This window comes from Microbacterium proteolyticum, from assembly GCF_030818075.1.
In the GTDB taxonomy this organism is placed as follows: Bacteria; Actinomycetota; Actinomycetes; order Actinomycetales; family Microbacteriaceae; genus Microbacterium; species Microbacterium proteolyticum_A.
The window spans coordinates 2,827,140-2,852,270 of the sequence record NZ_JAUSZZ010000001.1 but is presented as its reverse complement, the minus strand read 5'-3'; the positions used below and the strand labels follow the sequence as shown (position 1 = coordinate 2,852,270).

The following is a 25,131-nucleotide window of genomic DNA, read 5'->3' as shown; positions in this document are numbered from 1 at the left end:
TGCCATGTTCCGAGCCGTGGTTGCGGCCACCATCGTGGGCGCTCTCGTCGTCACAGGGGGAGCCGTCCACGCCGCCGAGCGGCCGATCGACCGTTCCGCGCGCGTCGAACAACAGATCCTCGACCGGGTGCGCGAAGCCGCCGCGCCGCTGACGACGGCAGACGCCGCGTCGGACGCTCCCGCCCCTCTCGCAGAAACGACCTTGCAGCCCGGTCGGGCGGCCGTCCTCACCGCCGAGGATCCCGGGGTCCGTGCGGAATTCTCCGGGCACGATATCGACGAACCACTCGCGCTTCACGCGACGGCCCTGGATGATCGTGCGGCGACCTCCGCCGCGTCAGAGACCGGGGGCGTCGTGGCGGCACCGCCCGTGGAGATCCGTGCGCGAACCGACGGCGGAAACGAGGTGACTCGATTCCCCGCCTCCTACACGATCGAGACGGATTCCTCCGGTATCCAGGTCGCGAAAGACATCGACCCGGGCGTGCGCCTCCAACTCGACGTCGACGCCGATGAGCTTTCCCGTGCCGGCGTCTCGCTGGACAGCCTGCGCATCTACAGCCGGGAGAACCCGGGCGATCCGTGGCGTCAGCTGCCCTCGTACTACGACGCCGACAACCATGTCGCGAAAGCCGAATCCGAGCATCTGTCGCAATTCGTCGTCATCGGTACGCCGGTTCAGACGACCCCGGTGCCGCGGATCGTGCTCGATCCGGATGACGACGTGGGTTGGGCGAACTCGCCGGGTCCGCGTATCACCGAACTCCCCCTCAACGTTCGCCTCGCCGATCAACTCGCCGGCATGTTCCGCGACCGCTGTATCGCCGACGTCACCGTCACGCGCGGGGCTGATCAGCGTTTCGTCTCCGCCGACACGCGCCGGGCGATAGCGGCATCCCACGAGCCGGACGTGATGCTGACGCTGGCCTTCGCCACCTTCCACGGCACCGCTTGGGGAACCGCGAGCAACGGCGGCTCGCAACTGTTCTCCCGCGGGGGAGACGGGAACGCCCTCCGCGACTCGCTCCTAGGGGAGATGCCCGGATACACCGGGCGGCCCGCGCACGTGAAAGCGCCAACCCCGGACTTCCCGCGTGAGGAGTATCAAGGCTTGCCCGGCGCGGTCGTGCACATGGAGACGCTCTTCATGGACCACAACTTCGATCGTCCCGTCATCGACAACGGGTGGGATTCGATCGTCAACGGTGCATTCACGGGTGTCGGGAAATACCTCGAGTCCCGAGGCTTCTCCTGCACCAACCCCATCACCGGAGGTTGGCCCGCTCGCCCGTCAGCCGACGAGCTTGCCCGGTGGTACCAGCTCGGCTATCGCAACTGGCAGCATTACGGGGCCGATCCGGTGTCGTTCTCGACGGGAAACCTCGTGGAGACCGAGCATCTCTTCTCGATTTCCGGCGTCGGAGAATCAGCGACCGATGTTTCGCTGATCTACAATGCGCAGGACGGGCGCCTTGGCCGTGTCGGTGCGGGGTGGACCTTCGGACTCGGCGGTCGCGCGCAACGCTTCGACGATCACTCGGTCATGGTGGTCCGCGGCGACGGCGCTTCGATCATGTTCGAACCCGACGGTTCAGGCGGCTACGTCGACCCCCGAGGGGAAGGGCTGCACCTCGCCGAGGCGGGCAACGGCATCCTCAGGATGACGTCGCGCACCGGCGAGACGTGGGACTATGACGCCGCTGACCAGGACGGTATCGGCGAGATGGTGCGCTCGGTGGACGCATCGGGTCGGGCGACGACGCTCACCTACGGCCCGCCGTCGGACACCCAACAATTCGTCCCCCTCACCGGGCTGATCGACGCGGCGGGCCAGGTCGTCCGTGTCGACTCCGACGGTGTCGGTCGCGTCACCGCTTTCGTCCTCCCTGACGGGCGGGCGTGGTCGCTGGGATACGACGACAAGGGCGACCTCGTGCGCGTGACCGCTGCGGACGGGGGGATGAAGACGTTCACCTACGACGGGGCGCACCGCATCGCGACGATGACCGACGCACTCGGCGTGACCTACCTCCGTAATGCCTACGACGGCGCGGGGCGGGTCGAGAAGCAGTGGGATGCGGCGGGCAACGAGCGTCGGTTCTCGTACGGCGCGGGCCAGACGACCTACACCGATCAGGAGGGCCGCGAGCACACCTACACGTTCGATGGGCGCGCGCGGATCACCAAGATCACCGACCCCGTCGGTGGCGAGCAGTCGTGGACGTACAACGACGACAACAACGTCACCGCTTTCACCGACGCTGCCGGGCGCACGACCGGGTACGCCTACGACTCCGCCGGCAACGTCGCCGAGGTCACGGATGCCGCGGGCAACGCGACCCGCTACACGTACACGCCGAAGGGGGCGGTTGCCTCACGCACCGACCCGCTCGGCCGTGTGACCAGCTACGGCTACGACGGCAACGGCGTGCTGACGACAATGGTGCAGCCGGATGGCTCGGCGATCACCTATGGCGTCGATGCCGTGGGCAACACGACGAGGATGACGCTTCCCTCGGGTGCGGCCTACACGTTCGAGTTCGACGGACGCGGCAACCGCACCGCCAGCACCGATCCGTTGGGACGAACGACGCGATTCACCTACGACGACGGCAACCGCCTGCAGACGTCGACCGACCCGCTCGGGCGTACCACACACTACGGGTGGGACGCGCGCGATCGACTCACGACGATTGCCGACCCGCTCGGGCGGACGACGACCTACGCGTACGACCTCAATGGCAACCTGACCTCATCGACCGACCCCGCGGGGAATACCACCTCGTATGCGTGGGACGCGCTGTTCCGCATCGTCAGCGCAACGGACGCGCTGGGTGGCGTCACCACCTACACGTACGACCGCGAAGACGGGCTCACCGGCGTGACCGATGCCGCCGGACGCCAGACCTCGTTCGTCCTGGACGCCCTCGAGCGCGCCACACAGGTGACCGACCCGGCCGGACAGACCTGGTCGCGCACGTACGACGCCGTCGGCACTCCGACCGTCCAAACCGATCCCCGCGGAGCCGAAACACAGCAAACCGTCGACGATCTCGGACAGGTCACCGCCACGAAAGGCCCCACAGGAGTCGAGCAGCACACCGTCTACGACGGAGTCGGACGAGTGACCGCGGTCGTCGACGGCGCGGGGCAGAGGACCTCCTACGAATACGACGACCTCGACCGGATGACGGCGGTGGTCGACCAGTTGGGTCATCGCACGACGTACAGCTTCAATCAAGACGGACACCTGGTCGGCATGACCGATCGGCTCGGCCATTCCACCTTTTACGAGCACGACGCTGCGGGGCAGCTCACCGCCGTGACCGATGCCGACGGCGCCACCGCATACGGCTATGACGCGGCGGGCAACGTCGTGTCGGTGGTCGACGCCGTGGGTCGCCGTAGCACGCGGGCCTACGACGACGCCGATCAGCTCGTCGAGTCCGTCGACGCCGCTGGACACAGCACCCGGTTCGAACATGATGTGCTCGGCAACGTGACCGCGGTCGTCGATCCCAACGGCCACACGACGCGCGCCACGTGGAACGCTGCGGGCCAGCGCACAAGTACGACCGACGCGCTTGGCAACACAACGACCTTCGGGTACGACCACGCCGGGCAGCTCACGTCGACGACGGACGCGTTGGGGCGCGTGACCACGTACGCCTACGAGGAGCACGGCCAGCTCGCCTCGGTCACCGACCCCCTGCGAGGCGTGACTCGGTACACCTACGACGAGATCGGACTTCTCGCATCACTGACCGACGCGCGGGGGAAGGTCACGCGATACGACAACGATGCTGCCGGTCAACCAGAGCAGACGATCGATGCGACAGGAGGCAGCACCCGCTACGAGTACGACTCCCGCGGACTGTTGTCCCGTGTGGTCGCTCCGTCGGGAACAGCGGTGTCGTACGCATACGACGCTCGGGGGGATCGCACCTCTCAATCGTCGGCATCCGACGCCGTCCGATTCGAATACGACGCTGAACAGCGCCTGATCGCCGCATCGACGAGCGTCGGCACCACGGGGTGGACGTACACCGCGACCGGGCGGTTGGCCTCTCAGCTCGACGCCGGGGGACGCGAGCTGACCTACTCGTACGACCCTTCGGGTGCACTGGCGCAGCTCACGGTACCGACCGGACAGGCAATTGCGTATGAGCGTGACTCGGCGGGCCGTGTCTTGCGCATGTCGAGTCCGTGGGGGAGTGCCGCCTACGCCTACGACGCGGGTGGCAATCACACCCGCACGGACCGCTCGAACGGCGTAAGCACGCGATACGAGTACGACGCCGCCGATCGGGTGACGCAGATGACGACGGACACTCCCGCGCCCGGGACGTCCGTAGCGGCGCCGGCTGCTGCCGGACCGGTGCGCACCGAAGGGCAGTGCCCGATCGTCACGAGCACGAACGCTCCGGCGCTTCGAGCAGCCACTGTGGACAAGCCCGGTTGCGTCAAGCCGTCGTCGTACCTCTCACGTCGAACGCTGCCGTCCGACACGGGCTCGCTCGCGCAGGGCGTCTCGTTGACGCTCGATTACGCATATGACGCCGTCGGCAACGTGACGGATGCCACTCGGACCGCGACCGCTCCGACCGCGTCGCTCCCCGGCGGCGTCACACCTATCGGCGCGCTGATGAGCGCCTCCGACGCGATGACCACGGTGCTTGATCGCGTGGCGACCCGATACACCTATGACGATGGCGACCGGGTGACCGGATCGGTGCAGAGCACCGGGGCAGCCGATTCGTACGGCTACGACGAGACGGGCAACCGAACGTCATGGGCGCATATTGCGTCTACGTCGTCGTCGGGGATGCTCGATCCGATTCTCGGTTTGGATGCTCAGGGTGTCAGCTCTTCGCGGCCCCCTGCCTCGATCGCGACGGGCTCGGTTCAGGCAGTAGACGCATCATTTACGCAGACCCAGTTGTTCAACGACCTCAACCAGCTCGTGTCGACGGACGGCGGGACGGCGGGCGCACAACGCTTCACATATGACGCGGACGGACACCGGGTCGCCGCGTCCGGCGGAGCCTCAGGCGACGTCTCCTACGACTGGGACGCGTTCGGGCAGCTCACCGGGTACCGGAACGCATCGGGTGCGACCCGGTTCGAGTACGACGGGCTCGGGCGCCGAGTGTCGTCCAGAACCGGAGGCGTCTACGGCAGCACCGAAACGGCAACCGTGTGGAGTGGGCTGCAGCCCGTGCAGGATGTCAGCGATGTCGCGGGAACGACGACACTCGTGCGAGATGTCGCGGGTGAGCTCTTGCTCGAGGGTCGCTCGTCGGGAACATCGACATGGGATCTGCTGGATCGACTCGGCAGCGCGATCGCGCAGGTAGGCGACACCCGTCTCGCTTCCGCTCTGAACAACCCGGTGCAGGCCGCGCGTGATGCCCTGACTGACCGCGGCGCGCGGGTCACCCAGGTGTCGGGCGGGTCGGATTGGGGCGTGCCGAGTTTCGCGACTTCCGGCTGGAACGCCGCACTCGGCCACTCGGGTGAACCTACCGACCCGGTCGCCGGCGTCGACCTGTTCTACTCTCGCGGTTACGACACCCGTTCTGGATCATGGCTGTCTCGAGACGCTTGGGAGGGCACGGTTGACGCGCCTGCGTCACTGAACGGGTACGCCTACGTCGAGAGCAATCCGGTGACGTCGCGCGACTGGCTCGGCTTCCGGCCGCTGGGGCGTTACGACAACCACTATGGAACATCACGCGGCGGGCGGTCGACGGCGCCGCGGTTCACGGCGCCGGGCCTGTGGAACGGCCCTGGGCAATCCCAACCCGACACGTCCCCCTTCGCCCCGTCGAAGACCTATCGCGGTACCTCGTCCAAGCCGAAGCCCGTGTCGCCGAAGTCGACTTCCCAAACGACTGCTCGACACGCCGCGGGATCGGTCGGTGTACTGTCGCCCGGGCTTCCGCTCATCGGAGCCGGCTTTGCGGCCGCAGCGGAGACGGCGGCCGCTGCCGCCGCTGCTCTGGTTCTCGCGACAGCGGGGGCAGTATCGGGGATGTTGCTCCTGTCTCTGAGCGGTGACTCGTCCGGCATCGGCATCCGGAAGAACGAGGCAGCCGCGTCGACATCTGGGTCATCATCAGCGGCCGGTGCCCGTTCCGGTAGCGGTTCGCCGGGCTGTGACCCGCTCGCTGCGATGCGCGGAGACTGTGTCCCTAGCGGGTTGTCCAACTACTCGCGACCAGGAAATGCCACTAGTTCCGGGGACGAGCTCCCCGGTCTCAGTCGCCGTTACGAGGATCTGACCCGTGGGGGCAGCGTACGGAACGTCCGCACTGACGCAACCCCTCAGGAGTTCGCGCAGAATCTTCTCGACTCGGGTTGGATCAAGACCGAGATCAAGGAGGGAATCTATACCTTCGAGAAGGACGGCTTCCGCTACACGCTACGCGACAGGGCCAAGACGTTTGATGGTTGGAGTGCTGACTATCTCAAAATTGGCGAGAAGGCACGAATGAAGATCAGGTTTGATGGGAGTTGAGCGAAGGTGTCTAGTTTTCCTCGGGTTGAGCACGAGATGGCCGAAATTCGAGCGCGTGCAGAAACTTCTTGTCGACTTGACGCGAGTTTTCCGGCGTGGCCCTTCAAGATTAAGGGTGAGGTTTTCGTCTACGATTTTGTCGAGGTCTTCAGCCTCGAGTTCGCGCTCACTCTGATGAAGATTGCTGAATCCTGCGCTGATGAGGAGATCTTCGTTGTCGGATGGGATGATGTGACCGGACGGGACGACGGCAGGTATCTACAGCGTTATGGCGCTTACCCCGGCTTTCGGGTGACGCCCGACGGGCTGGCTGAAAGTTATTGGCGGTCGATGACGACAAATCGCGCCAATACGCGAGGTGCCTATAACATACCCGAGGTCGTCTTTGACTATGTCGCGATCGCGGGGACAAGTCAGAGGTGGGCTGTCTGGGGGCAGCGGGGTTGGGACGTTGCCCTTCTTGTAACAGACGAAGTACCTGATGGGCTACCCGACGGCATTGCACATAACAGCCCGAACGTGCTGACTGATCCAGGATGGGTGATCATGGACCACGGGATCACGCGAGGGGAATGGCGGAGACTCCAAGATAATTGCGTGCTTCAGTCGTGAGGCAGGTGAAGATGGCGTTGACGACTGCGTCAACGTCGAGGGAGGAGGTTGGTAGCGCCGGCACAATACACATTTGATATTGGCAGATTCAACACGTTCGTGGTGATCAGAAAGAAGCAGGCAAGATCATGCTTCGGACGCCAGTGCAGTAGGGTGGCGAGCCCGCTACGTATGGAGCCCTCCTGGGCTCGTGGTCTGCGTATCTCATGAGAATGAGCGAAGACATGCGACAGTTCCCCCCAGAGGTCACCGGTCGATTTATCTACGACGACTATATTGCTTCGCTATCCGCGTGAGGGCGCCCTTAGTTTCGAAATGGCTCGCGTTGCTCGGTCGTTGGCTGGCCGAGCCTCTCATGATCAGCGCGGATCAGGTGCAGGTTGAAGGCTTGCTCAACTAATACGCGAGCTCCTTGACCGCTGCCAATGAAAAACGGATTATTAGTCGGTCGCGTCATTGGTCGTGCCAAAGTCTAGAGAGCAGTTTCAGGTGAACATCGTTACGGAGTGGATGCCGGCGGCTCAGCCCGAGGCGCGGCTCGCACAAGTGATCAGCTTGGCTTCGATCGGCGCCCTGGAAATTGTCTCTCTCAGTGCGGCAGTTCTCTCTGTGTCGGAGCATCGCGGCATGAGATGGATGATCCTGTGGTCAGCGGCAGCTCTGCTCATGCCTCTTCTCACCTTCGTTTTGGCTTGTAGTAGGCACCGTGGACTTCAACGCTGGGCGGTTGATCTCCCTCGTGTTTCCAGATCCACGGGCCCGGTTCTTTTCAGTGATTCCTCGATTGGTGGGCCCATCACTTCTTGGCGCGACTGGAAACCCGCGCATCAAACGGGGGAGGGCGCATACTTCGTCGGTGATGGGGGCGTGCAGATCTTCTGGCGTCGAGATTCATCGGTACGTGCGATCGCTTGCGGACAGATTGAAGCCGTTGAGGTTGTCCGGTGCAAAGCCGTCCCCTCAATTGCGTGTTCGCTTCGGATCGCAACGGCGATTTGTTGCAGCGTTGGTTCGGCCCGGCATATCGGGATTCTTCGGTTTGGGTGTGAAGTCGCTCTTTTCGTTCGCCTGCGGGATCGAGGGTGCCTCACAGAGAGAGTTTCTCCGATGCAGAATCGGGCTCTCCGAGGAGAAAGACCAAGCCAATTCTGATTGAAAATGTTGCACGTGTTCGCGTCGTTGAGAGCGCGGTAGCCACGCCCGTCGTTCTCTTGAACGTCGCGAGAGATGATGTCTCATTGCTCATATCGAGTTTCAGAGAAGCTCTGGAGGCCGCTCATAGACGGCCAGATTTTTGGATAGGGATGGGGGTCATGCGATCGGATGTGCAGCGTTCTCTCGCTGCGATATTGAACAGCGACCTCGATTCTGAGGTCGGAGGGCACCCTGCAGCCAGGATTCTTCGCTTATTCATCCCATTCGGCGAGCGGGCCGTCGTAGAGGCACGCGCACGACAGGTTGCTCAGGAAGCGGACTTGTCGAAGAGTGGTGGAGTGCTCCGGATCGTTGCAACGCGCAACACGTTGAGTATCGCTCTGGCCTGTGCCAAGGAAATGCGCTCGTACGTCGGCTCCGAAGAGATGCACTCCATCACTGGCTATCATCCAGATGAGGTTGATGACTTCGTCGACTCGCTGTCACGATGCGTGGCGAACAGTGCCGACGACTGACACATGTCGAGGTGGTCGGTCCAGTCGCGGGTATGTGGTCTTCTCCCGCCGACGCGTGGTATGACGTGGAAATGAATCAGAGTCGTGGCGAGACGGGCGTCACGCAGTTTGTTCTGAGAGTGTCTCACGACGAGGCATTAGTTTTGTACGAATTGCTTTGTCGAGAAAATGCCGAACACCGCGAAGGTCGATTCGTCGATCAGGCTGAAGAAAGAGTTCTGTGGGATCTCGAAGCGGCATTCGAATCAGCGTTGACCGTGACGTTCTCACCCGACTACGCCACGGCAGTTCAGAACGCGCGAGACCGCCTTCGCGACGCGCACAGGTAGAAGAACGGCGTGTTCCGCGTGACGCTCACGTCACCCTGGTCCATCGCGACGGGAGGGGAACCCACTCGGCGTCGGGCCAGCCATGCAGCATCCGACCCTCTCGGCTGGCGACGCCGTCGCCGGATGAGCAATGTGCGCGGCGCCGCCCGGCAGTCGGCGAACGTCGAAGACCCGGCGACCGCGGTGAACGATGGCCGCAATCCGTGACACCGGTTCTCATTCCCGACGCTGGTTGGTCAGGGCCGATACTTCGCGAAATGGCGGCGTTCTCTAGGTAGAATTAGCCTAGCGCGCGGGCCAACTCTGGGACACGAACGGGACACGACGAAGCCCCTCACGCTGGATGGACGAGGGGCTGTCGAGTTAGGTCAGCGTCCGTGGCCGTCGGAGTCTGAGACTTCCGATTGCCGCTCGTAGGTCTTCCTGAGTACCTCCGCGATATCGCTCTTGGTGACGCCCTGCGCGTTGACGATGCTCCCCATGAGTTCGTGGATGATGCTGGTTGCAGCGCTGACGAGATAGCTGACATTGGTGTTGTCGGGCTCCCGCATGTCGTCCAGCGCCGGGGCCAAAGCCTCTTCGTACCGGCGCTGGACGACGGCGGGATTGGCGTCTTCGTCGATGACGAGCACGGCGTTGAGGAGGGCGTCGATAGCGAGTCGCAACCTGGGATTCACCCCCAGAGGATATCGACCCCCGGTCCCCGGGGCGCATCTGACTATCCTGCGTTCATGGCACTTGAACCCAGCGAGTCGGTGGCGGTCTTTGAGAGTGCGCTACGAAGCGCCATCCGGGAGGTGCTGCCGGAGTGGAAGACGAAGCTCCAGAGTGAGGCTGTTGAAAAGCTGGAGGAGAAGCAGACCACCGACGAGAAGAAGCGTGACGGCGCAGTCGCGAGCACTGACCTTCTCGACTACACGGAGACGACACAACTCACCCGCCTAGTGGAGTCCAACTGGGAGAAGTTCAAGCCCGTGTTCCAGGATTTGGCACGCCTGAAAGTGATGTTCGCGTTGGTGAACGACTATCGGAACCCGGCCCAGCACAACCGTGTGATCCTGCCGTTCGAGCGCGACCTTCTGTCCGGTGGCGCGCAGCAGGTGCAGAATCAGGTCGCCATCTTCCGGGGAACATCGGGGAGCGAAACAAGGTACTACCCGCGTATCGAGTCCGCGACCGACCAACTGGGACGCAGTTCGGTTACCCCCGCCGACATCTATAGCCATCCCGAACGTCCCCGCCTCGACGTTGGCGACTGGGTGGAAGTGCGGGCGAGCGCCGTTGCAGCCAGAGGGTTCGACCTCGAATGGTGGATATTCTCCGGCGGACTGATGGAAGGTCTCGCCACGAAAACGCGCCTGGACCGCGATCCAGACGCCACAGGATCGGAAGTCGTACTGCGATACCAGATGACCGCGGCTGACGTGGGTGAGCAGCGGACGGTCCACGTGCGCATGGCGAGCACGTCGAAGTTCCACCGCAGTGACTGGTACGACGGCCACGCCTTCTTTCACTTCGCAGTGAACCCACCCGAGGACGAATAGCTAGCGTCAGTGGTCCGCGGAGTCCTCTGGATGGAGCTGGCGGTTGAGCTTGGCGTTCTCGGCGTGCAGTCGGTCGTTGTCCTCACGCAGCGCCGACAGGGTGCCGTTGGTCTGCTTCTCCACCGTCTCCAACTTCTGCTGCACGCTGTCGAGGCCCGCGCCGAGACCGCCAGCGACGATTACCAGGCCCAGCACCTGGACCAGAAGCGCCGTGAACGTTGCGGTGGCGCTCCCCAGGGCGGCGGGTGTGCAGCCACTCCTCTGCGAACAGATCAAACCGGGTTTCGATGACCTTCTGTCGGGGCTGTCGCTTGGCCGTCGTGGGCTTCTCGGTCCACAGCTCGGCCGTCTTCCGTTTCGCCTCCTCCTGCACCTCCCGGATGCTGTCGGCGGTCACGCTGTGTCGGAACCGTCCGGCCCCTTCACACGGATGCGGAAGTTGCCAGAAGGCAGTTTCTGAGGTTGGGATATGGAACGGGTCCTCTCGTGGGCGTACTCGTAATACGCCTCTGAGATCCCGCCGAACACGATGCTTCCGGCCATGATCTGGGACACGAGATGGACACGGGGTCCGTGCCCCCAGTCTCCGTATGGGAAGGCTGAGGGCGGTTCTCATTCCCGACTTGCCGGAACGAGGGCGACAGGCGCAGCACCCGTCTTAGCCTGGCGTTATGCACGATCACGCGCCCGCCGGCGGCATCCGGGATGCCAGCAACAGGCGCCTGCTCGCGACAGCGCTCGGCCTGACCGCGACCGTGATGGTCGTGCAGATCGTCGGGGCGATCCTGTCGGGCTCGCTCGCCCTGTTGGCCGACGCGGCGCACATGTTCACCGACGCAGCGGCCCTGGTCGTCGCTCTCATCGCGACGGCGATCGCTGCCCGACCGGCCGACGACCGGCAGACCTACGGGTATCAGCGCGCGGAGGTGCTCGGTGCCCTGGCGAACGGCGCGATCCTGATCGTGCTGTGCGTGTGGGTGGGGATCGAAGCCGTCCAGCGACTGCTTGCGCCGGCCGAGGCGGAGGTGCAGGGCGGGCTCATGCTCGTCGTCGCGAGCGTCGGCATGATCGCGAACGCCGTGTCGATGTGGCTGCTCGGCCGGGCGCAGAAACGCAGCATCAACGTCCGGGGCGCGTACCTCGAAGTGCTGGGCGATCTGATCGGCTCGGTGGCCGTCATCCTCGCCGCCGTCGTCATCGTCGCGACCGGCTTCACGCAGGCGGATGCCATCGCCTCGCTGCTCATCGCTCTGATGATCGTGCCGCGGGCCATCGGCCTGCTGCGCGAGGTGGTCGTCGTCTTGACCGAGTCGGCACCCGTCGGTGTGCACGTCGCCGAGATCCGCGAGCACCTGCGCGAAGCCGACGGCGTCGTCGATGTGCACGACGTGCACGTGTGGCAGCTCACCCGCGGCGCGCCGGTGTTCAGCGCGCACGTGATCGTCGACGACGCCGCGTTTTCGGACGGCCGGGCCGCCGGCATCCTGTCGTCTCTGCAGGAGTGCCTGAGTGACCACTTCGACGTGGAGCACTCGACGTTCCAGCTCGAGCCCGCCGGCCACGTCGAGCACGACACGCGGCACGCGTAACGGCGACGGGTCGTGGCGGAGGACCTCGAGCCGGCCAGGGTTCCGGCGGGTGCCGGTGGCTTCGACGGGCTCAGCCACCTGTGCTGAGGGTGGTTCCGGAGCGTGGGAAAGGGTCCGGGCCGCCGCGGTCTCCGCGAGCGATTGACGACGCATCCGGTCGTGGCGTCGTCGGGAGCGAGAGCGACGACGTGTCGGGGTAGCGGGCGCACGAAGGGCATCGGGTGAGCATGTCGTGCGTGCAGTCGACGACGTGCTGCAGGAACGCCTCGGCCTGCGCAAGCCGATCGCGCTGAGCGCGGATCCAGTCGAGCCGTCGTTCGATGATCTCGGTGCGGCCCGCCTCGTCGCGGTGCAGCACGTGCCGGATCTCCTCGAGGCTCATCCCGACTTCCTGGCACGCCTGGACGACGCGGAATCGTCGCACGTGCTCGTCGGTGTACACCCGGTGCCCCGTCGCGGTGCGGTCCGGAACGACGACACCGCTGTCGTGCCAGTGCCGAAGGACGTGCGCAGGAACGCCGACACGTCGGGAGGCCTCGCCGATCTTCACGATCGCTCCTTTCGTCTTGACCTCAGGTCGACCTGAGGTTTTACCGTCGAGCCATGGTGACATACGACCCGACCCTGCCCGACCCGCGCTTCGTGATGATGGGCGAGACCTCGCTCGCCACGTGGGTCCTCGAGCCCGTCGGGGCAGCGCGCGGCGAGGTCGTGTTGTGTCACGGCACGCCGTGGTCTTCGCGCGTCTGGGCGCAGGTGGCGCGCGAGCTCAGCCGGGACTACCGCGTGTTCCTCTGGGACATGCCGGGATACGGAGAGTCCGACCGGGATGCCACCGTGGCGACCGATCTGCGTGCACAGGCGGAGCGGTTGGTCGCCCTGCTGCAGCTCTGGGGCTGCGGCGTCCGCACGTGGTGGCGCACGACATCGGCGGCGCTGTGGCCCTCATGGCGCATCTTTTGCACGGCGCCGACTTCGCTGATCTGTTCCTGTGGGACATCGTGACCCTCGATCCGTGGGGCTCGCCCTTCTTCGTCCTCGTAGCCGAGCACGCGGAGGTCTTCGCCCGGCTGCCCGCGAATCTGCATGCCGCCTTGGTGAGGGAGTACATCTCCACGGCGCTCCCGCCGCGCGAGAGGGCGGGAATCGTCGACATGCTCGCGAGCCCCTGGCTGGATGCCCGCGGCCAAGCGTCGTTCTACCGGCAGATCGTCGGTGTCGCCTCATCGGACACTCGCGCGATTGCGGACGCGCTGCACGCGACCCGATGCGCCGTGCGGATCGGGTGGGGCCGCGACGACCCGTGGCTTCCGCTCGAGCAGGCCTATGAGCTCCAGGCGGCATTCCCCGGTCACGCGGAGGTCATCGTCTTCGGCGAGGTCGGCCACCTCGCACCCGTCGTCGGCGCGGCGGCGGTCGTCACCGCCGTTCGCGACTGGCTGCGCCGATGAGAAACGCTCTCGCGACGGTGCCTCACCCTCCGCTTGAGAGCGAGTCCTCCCGCACGACGTCGCCCGCGTTCTTGTCGGGCCGCAGCCCTCGCCACCGCGCCTGCCGCAGGATGCCACCGGGCGTGAACTCCGCGAACTCGACCTCGGCGACGAGCTCGGGGCGTATCCACACGGCATCGCGCGTATCGGCCGCGGGAACCCCCACGAACGGGTTCTCCTCGCTGCCGAGGGGGCCGAGCAACTCGGTGAGCCGCGCGAGGGTCTGCTCGCCGAAACCCGAACCGACGCGGCCGGCGTACTGCAACCCCTCCGGGCCGGGTACACCGACCAGCAACGACCCGATCGTGCCCGAACGGTTTCCTTTACCCGGGCGGATGCCGCCGATCACGACCTCCTGCGTGCGTGAGTGCTTCACCTTGAGCCAGAGCTCCGACCGTTCGCCGCGGCGGTAGGTCGACGACGGGTCTTTGACGACGACACCCTCGAGCCCGAAGCGGCCGCTCGTGGCGACGGCCGCATCCACGTCGTCGAAGACCGGCGGAACGACGACGGGGGCAGCGGCATCCCGTGCCAGAGATTCCAGGATGCCGCGCCGCTCGACCAGCGGCAGGGAGGCGACGTCGCGATCGCCCACGGTGAGGACATCGAACAGGTAGAGCTGGACGGGGGTGCGCCGGGCCTCGCGGTCGATCTCGCGCGGCTGGGCGAGGTTCATGCGCTTCTGCAGGCGAGGAAAGCTCGGTCGGCCCTGCTCGTCGAGGGCGACGATCTCGCCGTCGACGACCGCGGGCTCGGGGCCGAGGCCCAGGTCGGCCGTGGTCAGTTCAGGGTAGGTCGCGGTGAGGTCGTTGCCGTTGCGCGAACGCAGCCGCAGCCGCTCGCCATCCCAGATGCCGAGACCCCGGATGCCGTCCCACTTCATCTCCACCCACGCCCGGCCCCACCGCTCGGCGGCGGCACGCGCGAGGCCCGGGGTCGCGGAGGTCGCGAGCATCGGGCGAAGGTCGGCGGCGGTGGGGGAGCGGTGTGGGGTCTTGGACGTCGTCGTCCTCGCGGGTATTTCCGATTCCTTCGGGGGTGCGGCGGGGGAGTGGTGCTTCGGCGTCGCCGTCGCGGATGCTTCCGGGTCGTCGGTGGGCGCGGCGGTCTCCGGCGTGGACGCGGCAGCATGCGCCCCGTGGTCGAGCGGGACCACCGGTGCTCCCTCGCTCTGCGGGCGGCCATCGGCATCCGTCTTCATCCGGTGCAGCAGCCACTGCGACTTCTCGCCGCGACCCTCGGTGCGGATGAGGGCGACGCGCACGCGGCCGAGCGGGCCGTCGTCGCGACCCTGCAGGGTGGCGATCACCTCGTCGTCGCGCCACTTCTCGAGCTCGTAGGTGCCGGTGTCCCAGACGGTCATGATGCCGGCGCCGTACTCGCCGCGGGGGATCTCCCCCGCGAAGTCGAGGTACTGCATCGGGTGATCCTCGGTCATGACGGCGAGGCTGTTCTTCGCCGTCGTCGGCGGTACGCCTTTCGGAACCGCCCAGCTGACCAGTACGCCGTCGTGTTCGAGGCGGAGGTCCCAGTGCAGGCGGGTGGCGTGGTGCTCCTGGATGACGAAGCGGGGGAGCCCCTCGGGCGCGGCCTCACCGTGCGGAGCCTGCGGAACGGGCTCCGGTGTCCTCCCCGCCGTGCGCTTGGAGATGTACGAACGCAGGGGACCGCTGTCGCGCTCGACGGGGGCGAGCGGGTCGCCCGTGCGCGCGAGCACCTCGGTGAACAGCAGGTGGCGTAGGTCGGGGTCGTCGAGCTCGTCCCACGTGCGGGGCGCGGCCACGGTCGGCTGCGCCCTGCCCCGGAGCGAGTACGGGGCGATCGTCGTCTTCGAGCCGTTGTTCTGGCTCCAGTCGATGAAGACCTTGCCGGGGCGCGCCGCCTTGGCCATCTGGCTGACCACGAGGTCGGGGTGATCGGCTTCGATCGCCCGCGCGAGTTCCTTCGCGATCGCGCTCGCCGCGTCGCTCGACTGCCGACCGTCGAGGTGGGCGTAGAGGTGGATGCCCTTGCTGCCGCTCGTGACCGGCAGCGGGTCCAGGCCGATGTCCTGCAGGATCGCGCGTGCCCACCGTGCGACCTCGGCGCATTCGGGCAGACCCACGCCCGGACCCGGGTCGAGGTCGAGCACGAGGCGGTCGGGGTTCTGGCGTTCCCCGTCGGGGGAGAACCGCCACTGCGGCACGTGCAACTCGAGGCTGGCGACCTGCGCCAGGTACACCAGCGTCGGCAGGTAGTCGACGAGGGGGTAGTCCTTCGCGCCGGAGGAGTGATCGATCGGGAACCGCCGCACCCACGCCGGGGCACCGGGCTCGAGCGCCTTGGCGAAGAAGGGCTCGGTGGCATCCGTCTCGGTGCCCACCCCGTCCGGCCAGCGTTTGCGGGTGACGGGGCGATCGGCGACGTGGTGGAGCAGGCGCGGGGCGATGCGCGAGTAGTAGTCGACGACCTCGCCCTTGGTGGTGCCGGTCTCGGGGTAGAGCACCTTGTCGAGGTTCGACAGCCGCAAGCGGTGCCCGCCGATACGCACCGTCTGCTCCGCCATCGCCCCAGCGTAGAGCGGGGGCGGTGGCGGATGCCGAGGGGGTTGCGGATGCTGCGTGTCCGTCCGACGGGGGAGGGCGGCTGGGCGGAGCCGCGGCGTCTGCGCATCGTGGGGTGGCGTCGCGGGTGTCACGTTGCGGGGGTCACGTCGACGCGTAAACACCGTTCGTGCGCGTAAACACGTTGTCGGCGTGTTTCTGCGCACGGATCGTGTTTATGCGTGAGAGGTCGGGTGTGCGGCGCGGCGCAGGAGCGAGGGGCCGCCGGGCGGAGCCGCGGCGTCTGGACGTCGTCGGAGTGGCATCGCGGGTGTCACGTCGCGGGGTCACGTCGACGCGTAAACACGATCGGTGCGCGTAAACACGTTGTCGGCGTGTTTCTGCGCACGATTCGTGTTTATGCGTGAGAGAGCGGGTGTGCGGCGGAGGGCCGCGGAGCGGAGCCGCGGCGACTGGGCATCGTCGGAGTGGCGTCGCGGGTGTCACGTTGCGGGGGTCACGTCGACGCGTAAACACCGTTCGTGCGCATAAACACGTTGTCGGCGTGTTTCTGCGCACGGATCGTGTTTATGCGTGGGAGGGCGGGTGTGCGGCGCGGCGCAGGAGCGAGGGGCCGCCGGGCGGAGCCGCGGCGTCAGGACGACGTCGAGGTGGCGTCGCGGGTGTGACGACGACGCACAAACACGATCTGTGCGCGTAAACACGATGTCGGCGTGTTTCTGCGCACGGTTCGTGTTTATGGGTGGAAGGTCGGGGGTTGCGCCAGCGCAGGAGCGGAGGGTGGCGGGGTGGAGCCGCGGCGTCTTCACATCGTCGGAGTGGCGTCCGCGGTGTTTATCAACGCATAAACACGATCTGTGCATGTAAACGCGATGTCGGCGTGTTTCTGCGCACGGTTCGTGTTTATGGGTGGAAGGTCGGGGGTTGCGGCGCAGCGCAGGAGCGGAGGGTGGCGGGGTGAAGCCGCGGCGTCTGCACATCGTCGGAGTGGCGTCCGCGGTGTTTATCAACGCATAAACACGATCTGCGCGCATAAACACGATGTCGGCGTGTTTCTGCGCACGGATCGCGTTTATGCGTGGGGGGGCCGGCGTGCGTTGCGGCGCAGGAGCGAGGGGCCGGCGAGACCGAAAGCGAGCCCGGGGCGTGAACGGCGCAAGGGTCTCGGCATCCTCCCCGCCGACGGTGTTCACTAAGCACATGCGATCGATCTGGAAAGGCGCCCTGACCTTCGGCCTCGTGAACGTGCCGGTCAAGGTCTACTCCGCCACGGAAGACCACGACGTCTCGCTGCACCAGGTGCACAACAAGGACGGCGGGCGCATCCGGTACCAGCGCATCTGCGAGATCGACGGCGAGGTCGTGCCGTACAGCGACATCGACAAGGCGTACGACGATGGTGAGCAGACGGTCGTGCTGACCAAGGACGACCTCGCGTCACTGCCGAGCGAGCGCAGCCGCGAGATCGAGGTCGTCGAGTTCGTGCCCAGCGACCAGGTCGACCTGCTCACCCTCGACAAGGCGTACTACCTCGAGCCCGACTCGTCGTCGCCGAAGGCCTATGTGCTGCTGCGCAAGACGCTCGAGCAGACCGACCGCACCGCCATCGTCCGCTTCTCACTGCGGCAGAAGACGCGGCTCGCAGCCCTCCGGGTGCGCGGTGATGTGCTCGTGCTGCAGACGCTGCTGTGGGCCGATGAGGTGCGCGAGGCGGCCTTCCCGGCGCTCGACGAAAGGGTGCGGATCTCGGCGAAGGAGCTCGAGATGTCGGCATCCCTCGTCGACAGCTTCTCGAAGGACTTCGACCCCGAAGAGTTCACCGACGAGTATCAGGTAGAGCTGCGCACTCTCATCGACGCGAAGCTCGAGCAGGGTGACGCTCTCGACACGGATGCCACCTTCGGCAAGGCCGAGGACGACGACGGCGGCGAGGTCATCGACCTGATGGAGGCGCTGCGCGCGAGCGTCGAACGCTCCCGGGCGGCACGGGCCGAGAAGGACACTCCGGCGAAGAAGGCGCCCGCGAAGAAGAAGAGTTCGAAGGCGTCTTGACCAGAGGCGAGGGGCCGAGCGCCGGCGCCGGAGACGCAGACCCCACCGCGCGCCCGCGCCGAAGACGCGGACCTCGCCGCGCGACCGCGCCAAAGACCCCCGCCGCGTGCCGGCGCCGGAGACGCAGACCCCAGGCCGCGGTCGTGCTGAGCCGACGGCGATGCGCCCGATCGGCGGAGGCGGGCCCGCGCCGAAGACCCCCGCCGGGCGCCGACGCAGGACACAGACTTCCCGCCGCGGTCGCCCCGCGCCCACGGCGATGCGCCCGATCGGCGGACGCCGGCCTGCGCCGGAGCCACAAGGCCTGCGGCGGGCGGCGCGTCAGCGCGCCGGCTGGTCGCCGTCTTCGAGGGTCTTCGGGTCGAGCGCGAGCGACTCGGCCTCCGCGCGCGTCACGGCGCCCTCGCGCTTGGCGGCGGCGCGCTCGCGGAAGTAGTGGATGGCGATGAAGAGCACGGTGCCCGCGACGGCGGCGAGCAGGATGACGTCGATGTATTCCGTCACGATGTCGCGGACGATCGGGATGTACCCCACGGCGTATCCGAACATCGTCAGGCCGATGCCCCAGATGACGGCACCGATGAAGTTGTAGAGCGTGTATTTGCGCCACGGCATGTGCCCGACGCCGGCGGCGATGGGCGCGAAGGTGCGCACGACGGGGACGAAGCGGGCGAGGATGACGGTGAGACCGCCGAACCGCTCGAAGAACGCGTTCGTGCGCTCGACGTTCTTGCGGCTGAAGATGCCGGAGTCTTTCCGCTCGAAGATCGACGGACCGGCCTTGTGGCCGATGTAGTACCCGACCTCACCGCCGACGAACGCCGCGACGCCGATGGCGAGGGCCACCCACCACGCGTTGAGGCCGAACACGCCGTTGGGGGCGGCGGGCGTCGAGTGCGAGAGCAGACCCGCCATGATCAGCAGCGTGTCGCCCGGCAGGAGGAAGCCGATGAGCAGCCCGGTCTCGGCGAAGATGATGAAGCAGACCACCAGGAGCGCCCACGGCTGCGAGTTGGTGATGATCGTCGCGGGGTCGAGCCACGGGAGCAGTGCGGCGGTGGTGTGGATCACATCGGTCCCGTCGGGTCGGAGCGGTGTCGCTGGTGCAGGTGGAACGAGAGAACGTGCGGAAGGGGGGACTTGAACCCCCACGCCCGAAGGCACAGGAACCTAAATCCTGCGTGTCTGCCGATTTCACCACTCCCGCGAGTGGCATCAGTCTAAACGGGCCGCGACGCTCTCCCCATGTGAAGCCGCCGTCAAGCGTCGACCACGGCACCGGCCACAATCGTCGCGACGTTCCGGGTCTCGTGGATGCCGGAAGCCGGCGCGGCGAACGGATCGCGGTCGGCGACGGCGAGGTCGGCCGCCCGGCCCGGGGCGATCGCCCCACCGCCGAGCCCGAGCAGGTCGGACGAGCCGCGGGTGTACGCGTCGAGCGCCGTCGCGAGTCCGAGCGCTTCGCCGGCGCCGAGCGGGTCGGCATCCGGTTCGCTCGGCGGGCGGCGGGTGACGGCGACGTGCACGCCCTGCCAGGGGTCGTAACTCGACACGGGCCAGTCCGACCCCATCGCCAGCGCAGCGCCCGCCCGGTGCAGCGAGCCGAACACGTAGAGCTCGTCGCGCCGGTGCTCACCGATGACGGGGAGCGTCGCCTGCCGGGTGAGAGCGGTCGCACAGGCCCAGAACGGCTGCGCATTCGCGGTGACCTGGAGTGCGGCGAAGCGGGCGACGTCGTCGGGGTGGATGAGCTGGATGTGCGCGAGGTGATTGCGCACTCGCGCCCGGTCGACGGCTGGCACGTGGGCGAACCCGTCGAGCGCGTCGCGAACGGCCGCGTCGCCGATGGCGTGCACGTGCACCGCGATGCCGGCCGCGTTGAGCGCCGGCAGGAGCCGTTGCACGAGCGCGGGGGAGAAGTACGACAGCCCGCGCGAGTCGCTGCCGCCGTACGGCTCGAGGAGGTGGGCGGTCCGCGTCTCGACGATTCCGTCGAGCATGAGCTTCGCCGTCGCGCTCGGGAGGCCCTCTGCAGCGTTGACGCGCGACCGCTCGACGGCGTGGGCCACGAACGCATCGACACCGTCGAGGGTGAGGTCACGGGGCACCCAGATCGCACCGGTCGCGCGTCCGACCAGGGTGCCGTGCCGGAGGAGCTCGAGATACGCGTCGGTGAAGTCGGGGAACCCGCCGTAGGCGCCGAGCGCCGCTTCCTGCCATCCCGTGATCCCGGCGCGCAGCAGATCCCGGGACAGGTGCAGGATGCCGCGGGCCACATCGGCCGTCGCGGGGGCGGGGAGCAACCGGGCGACGAGCTGCATCGCCCCCTCCCGCAGGGCGCCGCTCGGTCGGCCGTCGGCATCCCTCTCGATCCGGCCGTCGGCGGGGTCGGGTGTCGAGGCGTCGAGTCCCGCCGCCGCCAGCGCCGCCGAATTCGCCCACGCGCCGTGGTGGTCGGCGTCGAGCAGCAACGCGGGCCTGTCGGGCACGAGGGCGTCGAGATGGGTGGCGGAGGGACCGGTGGCCGGGAAAAGCGTCGGATCCCAGCCGCCCCCGACGATCCACGGCGCGGGGGAGTCCGCGGCGAAGGCCCGCACGCGCGCGTCGATCTCGTCGAGGGATGCCGCCCCCGACAGGTCGCAGCGCAGCGCGTCCATCGCTCCGACACCGAGGTGCACGTGGGCGTCGACGAAACCGGGAGTGACCAGGCCTCCGCGCGCGTCGAGCTCGTCGGCTCCCCGGCCCACGGCATCCCGCACGGAGGCGGCGGTGCCGACCGCCACGATGGTCCCGTCCAGGATGCCGATGGTGTCGGCATCCTGGACCCGTCCGTCCGAGAAGACGACCGCGTTGCCGATGATCAGAGCGCTCACCGCCCCAGTGTGGCGGGCGCCACCGCGACACGCCGAGCGGGAATGCGGACCGCCGCCCGCCCCTTGTCCCTCTGTATGCAGGCGATCACGTACTCCCAGACCGGTGACTCCTCCGTCCTCACGCTCGTGGAGCGTCCTCTGCCCGAGCCGGGTCCCGGCGAGGTGCGGGTGCGCATCGCCGTGTCGGGGGTGAACCCGACCGACTGGAAGGCGCGCGAGGGCGGACGGCCCTTCTCGTGGGACGAGGTGACTCCGAACCAGGACGGCGCGGGAACAGTGGATGCCGTCGGCGACGGCGTCGACGATCTCTCGGTGGGCCAGCGAGTGTGGGTCTACCTCGCCCAGCACGAGCGCCCGACCGGCACGGCCGCCGAGTACGCCGTCATCCCGGCGTCTCGCGCCGTGCCGCTGGCCGAGGACGCCTCGTTCACCCTGGGCGCCAGCCTCGGCGTGCCCGCCATGACGGCGCACCGCGCGCTCACCGTGCACGAGCACGGACCGTCGCGACTCGCCCCGGGCGCGCTGCAGGGACGCACCGTCCTCGTGCAGGGAGGCGCCGGCGCCGTCGGGCACGCCGCCATTCAGCTCGCCGTGTGGGCCGGGGCCACGGTCATCGCCACCGTCAGCAGCGACGAGAAGGAGGCGCTGGCCCGCGCGGCCGGGGCCCATCACGTCGTGCAGTACCCGAGCGACGCCCTGGCCGATGGCATCCGCGAGCTCGCCCCGAACGGCGTCGACCACATCGTCGAGGTCGCCATCGCCGACAACGCCGCCCTCGACGTCGAGGTGATCGCCAACCACGGCTCGATCGGCTACTACGCCGACAACGGCGGCGATGCCTTCAGCGCTCCCGTCCGGGCGAGCTTCGCGAAGAACGTCCGCTGGCAGGGCCTTCTGCTCTACACCGTGGGGGAGGAGGCGCTCGCCGCCGCCGCGGAAGACGTCTCGGTGGCCGTCGCGGCCGGGGCCCTTCCCGTGGGAGAGGATGCCGGGCTGCCGCTGACGTGGTTCGGCTTGGCCGACACCGCGGCCGCGCATGACGCCGTCGCGAACGGTGCGACGGGCAAGGTGCTCATCCGCGTCGCCGACGAGGACTGAGGCCGGGCGCCCCCCCGCGCGGCGGTACGGCCTCGCGCGGCACCGGTGTCGTGAGCCGCGCGCTCGCCGCGACGGCGCCGTGCGCGGCGATGACGGCGGATGGTCTGCGCCGTCAGCCCCGCCGCGACGGCGCCGTGCGCGGCGAGGACGGCGGACGGTCTGCGCCGTCAGCCGCGCCGCGCGCGCACCGCGACCACCGCAGCCGCCGCGGCGAGGACCGCGGCGGCTGCGGCGAGCGCCGGGGCCCTGCCCAGTCCGTGGGCGAGGCCGCCGATCACCGCGCCGCCGACCAGCGCCGACCACAACAGCAGGGGCCGCCGCCACGCCGTGCGCGACCCGCCCGTGACGAGGGAGGCGAGACCGAGACCCAGGCTCACGAGGGTGCCGGTGGAATAGGTGATCGCGACGCGGGCGCGTCCGTCTGCGAGGAACAGCGTGTTCAGCGCCCCCATCGCCACGGCCAGCAGTCCGGCCCGCCACAGCGTCGCGTCTCCGCCCATCGCCAGCGCGGCCGCCAGGCCCACGAGAACCGCTGTGCCCGCGACGACGCCGGCTTGCTGTCGTGCCGTACGTGCGCTGACGATACCGCCCGCGGCGACACCCGCGACGAACGCCGTGATGATCCCGGCGGAGACGAACACGACCGACAGGTCGCCGCCGAGAACCTGCACGGCGGCCTGGGTCGAGTTCCCGCTCATGAACGAGACGAAGATGCCTCCCGTGTCGAGGAAGCCCACGGCATCCACGAATCCCGCCACCGCGGCGAGCGTGGACGACAGCACGAGCGCGGGTCGATCGACGTTTTGCACCGTGCCCTCCCGTTCTGCGGCGGACCCGGGTGACGGATGGCGCCGGTGAGGCCATCGAGCCCCGGGCTCTTCGCCGACGCTACCGCGTCCGCGGAGTCCGCCCGTCGCTATCGGATGCGATGCGGTCAGCGGTCACCGCTGCTCCGGCGTCACCGCACCACGCCGCCCCCACGGTGACGGGAGCACCGTGAGGGCGGCGGAGAGGATGCCGCTGCGGCGTCTGCCGTCGCGAGCCGGTCCCAAACGAAGGTGCGGGGTGACCCCGGCCGAAGCGTGGGCCACCCCGCACCGGGGGAATCGCGTCGCGCGTTAGAACTCTTCCGACGTGTGCGGGAGCGACATGCCACCTCCGCTGACGAAGGTGCCGGCGGGCGGTGCCGGCTTCGGGAGCGGGATCGGCAGGGCCTTACCCGCCACACCGTTGACCGACTCGGTCGAGTACGCGTAGGTCAGCAGCGCGGTGGCGAGCGCTCCGGTGTTCACGTACAACGACTTCTTGGAGTAGTTCGCGAGCGTGTCGAGCGGCGTGTGGTAATTCGGGTCGAACGACTCGCCCGCCGTGCCGCCCCACAGCGCAGCCTGCTGCTCGGTCTTGATCTCTTCGGCGCCCGTGAACAGGCCGCCCGAGGGGATGCCGTTGTTGATGAACGCCTGGTAGTCGCTGCGACCGCTGAACTCCGAGTCGTCGTACGGGAGCCGCAGGGCGGTGAAGTAGCTCGCGAACAGGGACTCGATCGCCTCCGATCCCTCCGGCACCTCGACGGGCGCCGCGAACGAGGACTCGTCGGCGTCGTACACGGTGTAGATGAAGTTCGGCGACGCGATCATGTCGAAGTTCAGGTAGAGCGCGATCTTCTCGAGCTCCTCGGGCGCGAGCCCGTCGACGTACTCGGAGCTGCCGACGAGGCCGGCCTCCTCAGCTCCCCACCACGCGAACCGCAGGGTGTTCTCCGGGGTGACATTGCCCAGCGCCTGCGCCGCCGACAGGAGGGCGGCCGAACCGCTGCCGTTGTCGTTGATGCCCGGGCCTTCTTCGACGCTGTCGAGGTGGGCGCCGGCCATGACGACATTGTCGGCATTCTTTCCGGGCAGCTCCGCGATGACGTTCACCTGGGGCTTGTTGACCGGAGGCTCGATGGTCAGCGAAGCCACGGTGCCGGCGGCGAGCGCTGCGCCGTCGGCGAAGCTCACCGTGACGACGGGGACGGTCAGCGGCGCGTCGTCGGGGGTGCCGAGCAGCGTGCCGGCGAACAGAGGCTCGCGCTCGGGCGTGTTGCCCTGGTTGAAGATGATGACGCCCTCGGCTCCGGCGGCCTCGGCGTTGACCGCCTTCTGCCGGAACGTGCACGTGCCTCTCTGCACGAGAGCGATCGCACCTTCGGGGAAGGCGGCGAAGTCCTCCGGCTCGCATCCGCTCGTCACGGGGTCGCGCGGCGGATCGAGGACGGTGTCCACGGCGACCACGTCGGCTGTGACGGACCCGTAGCCGGTGCCGGTGGCTGCGACCGACTCGTAGTCCACCTCCGTCGGCGAGATCTGCGTCAACACCGGCGGCGGCGAGACGAAGAAGTCGAATTCGTCGTAGGAGACGTCCCAGCCCGCCTTCTCGAGGACTCCGGCGACGTAGGCGACGCTGGCGTCATAGCCGCTCGTCGTCGCGGCACGGTTGCCGTTGTTCTCGTCGGCGATCTTCTGGAGCGCCTTCATGTGGATGACAGGGTCGAGCGCTGCGATACACGCCTGCATCTTCGGCAACGAAGGTGCGGACAGGGTTCCGCAGGCGCTGGGCGTGGCGGCCGTTGCCGCGCCCGCCTGCGACACCGCCAACCCGGCGAGGAGAGCGGCGGCGCCGACGGCGGCGATGCCGGTGCGAAGTGGAGCTCGGGAGTGGAACATTTGACAATCTCCATCCTGTGAACTTGCTTTGCACGGAGGTTATCCGACCACCCTTCCTCGCGTCGTATTTTTTTTGGTCGACTCCTCCAAATTCTGCGTCTCTTTG

General features: G+C 67.6%; 17 protein-coding genes and 1 tRNA gene. 9 read left to right on the top strand and 9 right to left on the bottom strand.

Annotated elements, in window-relative coordinates:
- The first annotated feature begins 4 nt into the window (after nucleotides 1-4).
- The 3 genes from QE392_RS13245 to QE392_RS13235 all read left to right on the top strand — a co-directional run bounded on the left by QE392_RS13245 (nucleotide 5) and on the right by QE392_RS13235 (nucleotide 8,802).
- Nucleotides 5-6,520: a DUF6531 domain-containing protein gene (locus QE392_RS13245; protein ID WP_307452469.1), complete on the top strand. Its 6,516-nt coding sequence runs from the start codon at nucleotides 5-7 to the stop codon at nucleotides 6,518-6,520.
- A gap of 36 nt (nucleotides 6,521-6,556) precedes the next feature.
- Nucleotides 6,557-7,132: a hypothetical protein gene (locus QE392_RS13240; RefSeq protein ID WP_307452466.1), complete on the top strand. Its 576-nt coding sequence runs from the start codon at nucleotides 6,557-6,559 to the stop codon at nucleotides 7,130-7,132.
- Between the two features lie 1,082 nt (nucleotides 7,133-8,214).
- The gene (locus QE392_RS13235; RefSeq protein WP_307452461.1) at nucleotides 8,215-8,802 is read left to right on the top strand and encodes a hypothetical protein; all 588 of its coding nucleotides are present in this window, start codon (nucleotides 8,215-8,217) and stop codon (nucleotides 8,800-8,802) included.
- A 697-nt stretch (nucleotides 8,803-9,499) separates the two neighbouring features.
- Here the strand turns inward: QE392_RS13235 and QE392_RS13230 are convergent.
- A complete protein-coding gene (locus QE392_RS13230; RefSeq protein WP_307452459.1) occupies nucleotides 9,500-9,808 on the bottom strand; it encodes a hypothetical protein in 309 nt (102 codons plus the stop codon).
- Between the two features lie 54 nt (nucleotides 9,809-9,862).
- Between QE392_RS13230 and QE392_RS13225 the strand changes: the two genes are divergently transcribed.
- Nucleotides 9,863-10,675 carry a hypothetical protein gene (locus QE392_RS13225; RefSeq protein WP_307452457.1) on the top strand — a complete coding sequence of 271 codons (813 nt, stop codon included), beginning with the start codon at nucleotides 9,863-9,865 and terminating at the stop codon, nucleotides 10,673-10,675.
- Between the two features lie 6 nt (nucleotides 10,676-10,681).
- Here QE392_RS13225 and QE392_RS13220 read toward each other — a convergent pair whose 3' ends face one another.
- Nucleotides 10,682-10,951: a hypothetical protein gene (locus QE392_RS13220; RefSeq protein ID WP_307452454.1), complete on the bottom strand. Its 270-nt coding sequence runs from the start codon at nucleotides 10,949-10,951 to the stop codon at nucleotides 10,682-10,684.
- A gap of 395 nt (nucleotides 10,952-11,346) precedes the next feature.
- On the opposite strand from QE392_RS13220, the gene QE392_RS13215 reads away from it, so the two are divergent.
- The gene (locus tag QE392_RS13215) at nucleotides 11,347-12,264 is read left to right on the top strand and encodes a cation diffusion facilitator family transporter (RefSeq protein WP_307452452.1); all 918 of its coding nucleotides are present in this window, start codon (nucleotides 11,347-11,349) and stop codon (nucleotides 12,262-12,264) included.
- 70 nt (nucleotides 12,265-12,334) lie between these two features.
- Here QE392_RS13215 and QE392_RS17565 read toward each other — a convergent pair whose 3' ends face one another.
- Nucleotides 12,335-12,877, bottom strand: coding sequence for a helix-turn-helix domain-containing protein (locus tag QE392_RS17565; protein WP_373426474.1), 543 nt, complete (start codon nucleotides 12,875-12,877; stop codon nucleotides 12,335-12,337).
- Here QE392_RS17565 and QE392_RS13205 point away from each other — a divergent pair.
- Entirely contained in the window at nucleotides 12,868-13,269 is a 402-nt protein-coding gene (locus QE392_RS13205; RefSeq protein WP_307452446.1) for an alpha/beta fold hydrolase, read from the top strand. The genes QE392_RS17565 and QE392_RS13205 overlap by 10 nt on opposite strands.
- Nucleotides 13,212-13,715, top strand: a complete 504-nt coding sequence (locus tag QE392_RS13200) for an alpha/beta fold hydrolase (protein WP_307452444.1) — start codon at nucleotides 13,212-13,214, stop codon at nucleotides 13,713-13,715. Before QE392_RS13205 ends, QE392_RS13200 begins: the two co-directional genes overlap by 58 nt.
- A gap of 22 nt (nucleotides 13,716-13,737) precedes the next feature.
- Here the strand turns inward: QE392_RS13200 and QE392_RS13195 are convergent, their stop codons facing one another.
- On the bottom strand, nucleotides 13,738-16,299 hold the full coding sequence (locus QE392_RS13195) for an ATP-dependent DNA ligase (protein WP_307452441.1): 2,562 nt from the start codon (nucleotides 16,297-16,299) through the stop codon (nucleotides 13,738-13,740).
- A 1,198-nt stretch (nucleotides 16,300-17,497) separates the two neighbouring features.
- Between QE392_RS13195 and ku the strand changes: the two genes are divergently transcribed.
- The gene (gene ku, locus QE392_RS13190) at nucleotides 17,498-18,349 is read left to right on the top strand and encodes a non-homologous end joining protein Ku (RefSeq protein WP_307452439.1); all 852 of its coding nucleotides are present in this window, start codon (nucleotides 17,498-17,500) and stop codon (nucleotides 18,347-18,349) included.
- 321 nt (nucleotides 18,350-18,670) lie between these two features.
- Here ku and QE392_RS13185 read toward each other — a convergent pair whose 3' ends face one another.
- From QE392_RS13185 to QE392_RS13175, 3 genes are all read right to left on the bottom strand, one after another.
- Nucleotides 18,671-19,420 carry a DedA family protein gene (locus tag QE392_RS13185; protein ID WP_307452437.1) on the bottom strand — a complete coding sequence of 250 codons (750 nt, stop codon included), beginning with the start codon at nucleotides 19,418-19,420 and terminating at the stop codon, nucleotides 18,671-18,673.
- A 54-nt stretch (nucleotides 19,421-19,474) separates the two neighbouring features.
- Nucleotides 19,475-19,556, bottom strand: a tRNA-Leu gene (locus tag QE392_RS13180).
- 52 nt (nucleotides 19,557-19,608) lie between these two features.
- Nucleotides 19,609-21,222 (bottom strand): amidohydrolase, encoded by a 1,614-nt coding sequence (locus QE392_RS13175; protein WP_307452436.1) that lies wholly within the window; start codon nucleotides 21,220-21,222, stop codon nucleotides 19,609-19,611.
- Nucleotides 21,223-21,297: 75 nt separating this feature from the next.
- Here QE392_RS13175 and QE392_RS13170 point away from each other — a divergent pair, with 75 nt between their 5' ends.
- On the top strand, nucleotides 21,298-22,320 hold the full coding sequence (locus tag QE392_RS13170; RefSeq protein WP_307452434.1) for an NADPH:quinone reductase: 1,023 nt from the start codon (nucleotides 21,298-21,300) through the stop codon (nucleotides 22,318-22,320).
- 167 nt (nucleotides 22,321-22,487) lie between these two features.
- On the opposite strand, the gene QE392_RS13165 is transcribed toward QE392_RS13170, so the two are convergent.
- Nucleotides 22,488-23,129, bottom strand: coding sequence for a YoaK family protein (locus QE392_RS13165; protein ID WP_307452432.1), 642 nt, complete (start codon nucleotides 23,127-23,129; stop codon nucleotides 22,488-22,490).
- A 309-nt stretch (nucleotides 23,130-23,438) separates the two neighbouring features.
- The gene (locus QE392_RS13160) at nucleotides 23,439-25,025 is read right to left on the bottom strand and encodes a M28 family peptidase (protein ID WP_307452430.1); all 1,587 of its coding nucleotides are present in this window, start codon (nucleotides 25,023-25,025) and stop codon (nucleotides 23,439-23,441) included.
- Nucleotides 25,026-25,131 lie beyond the last annotated feature (106 nt).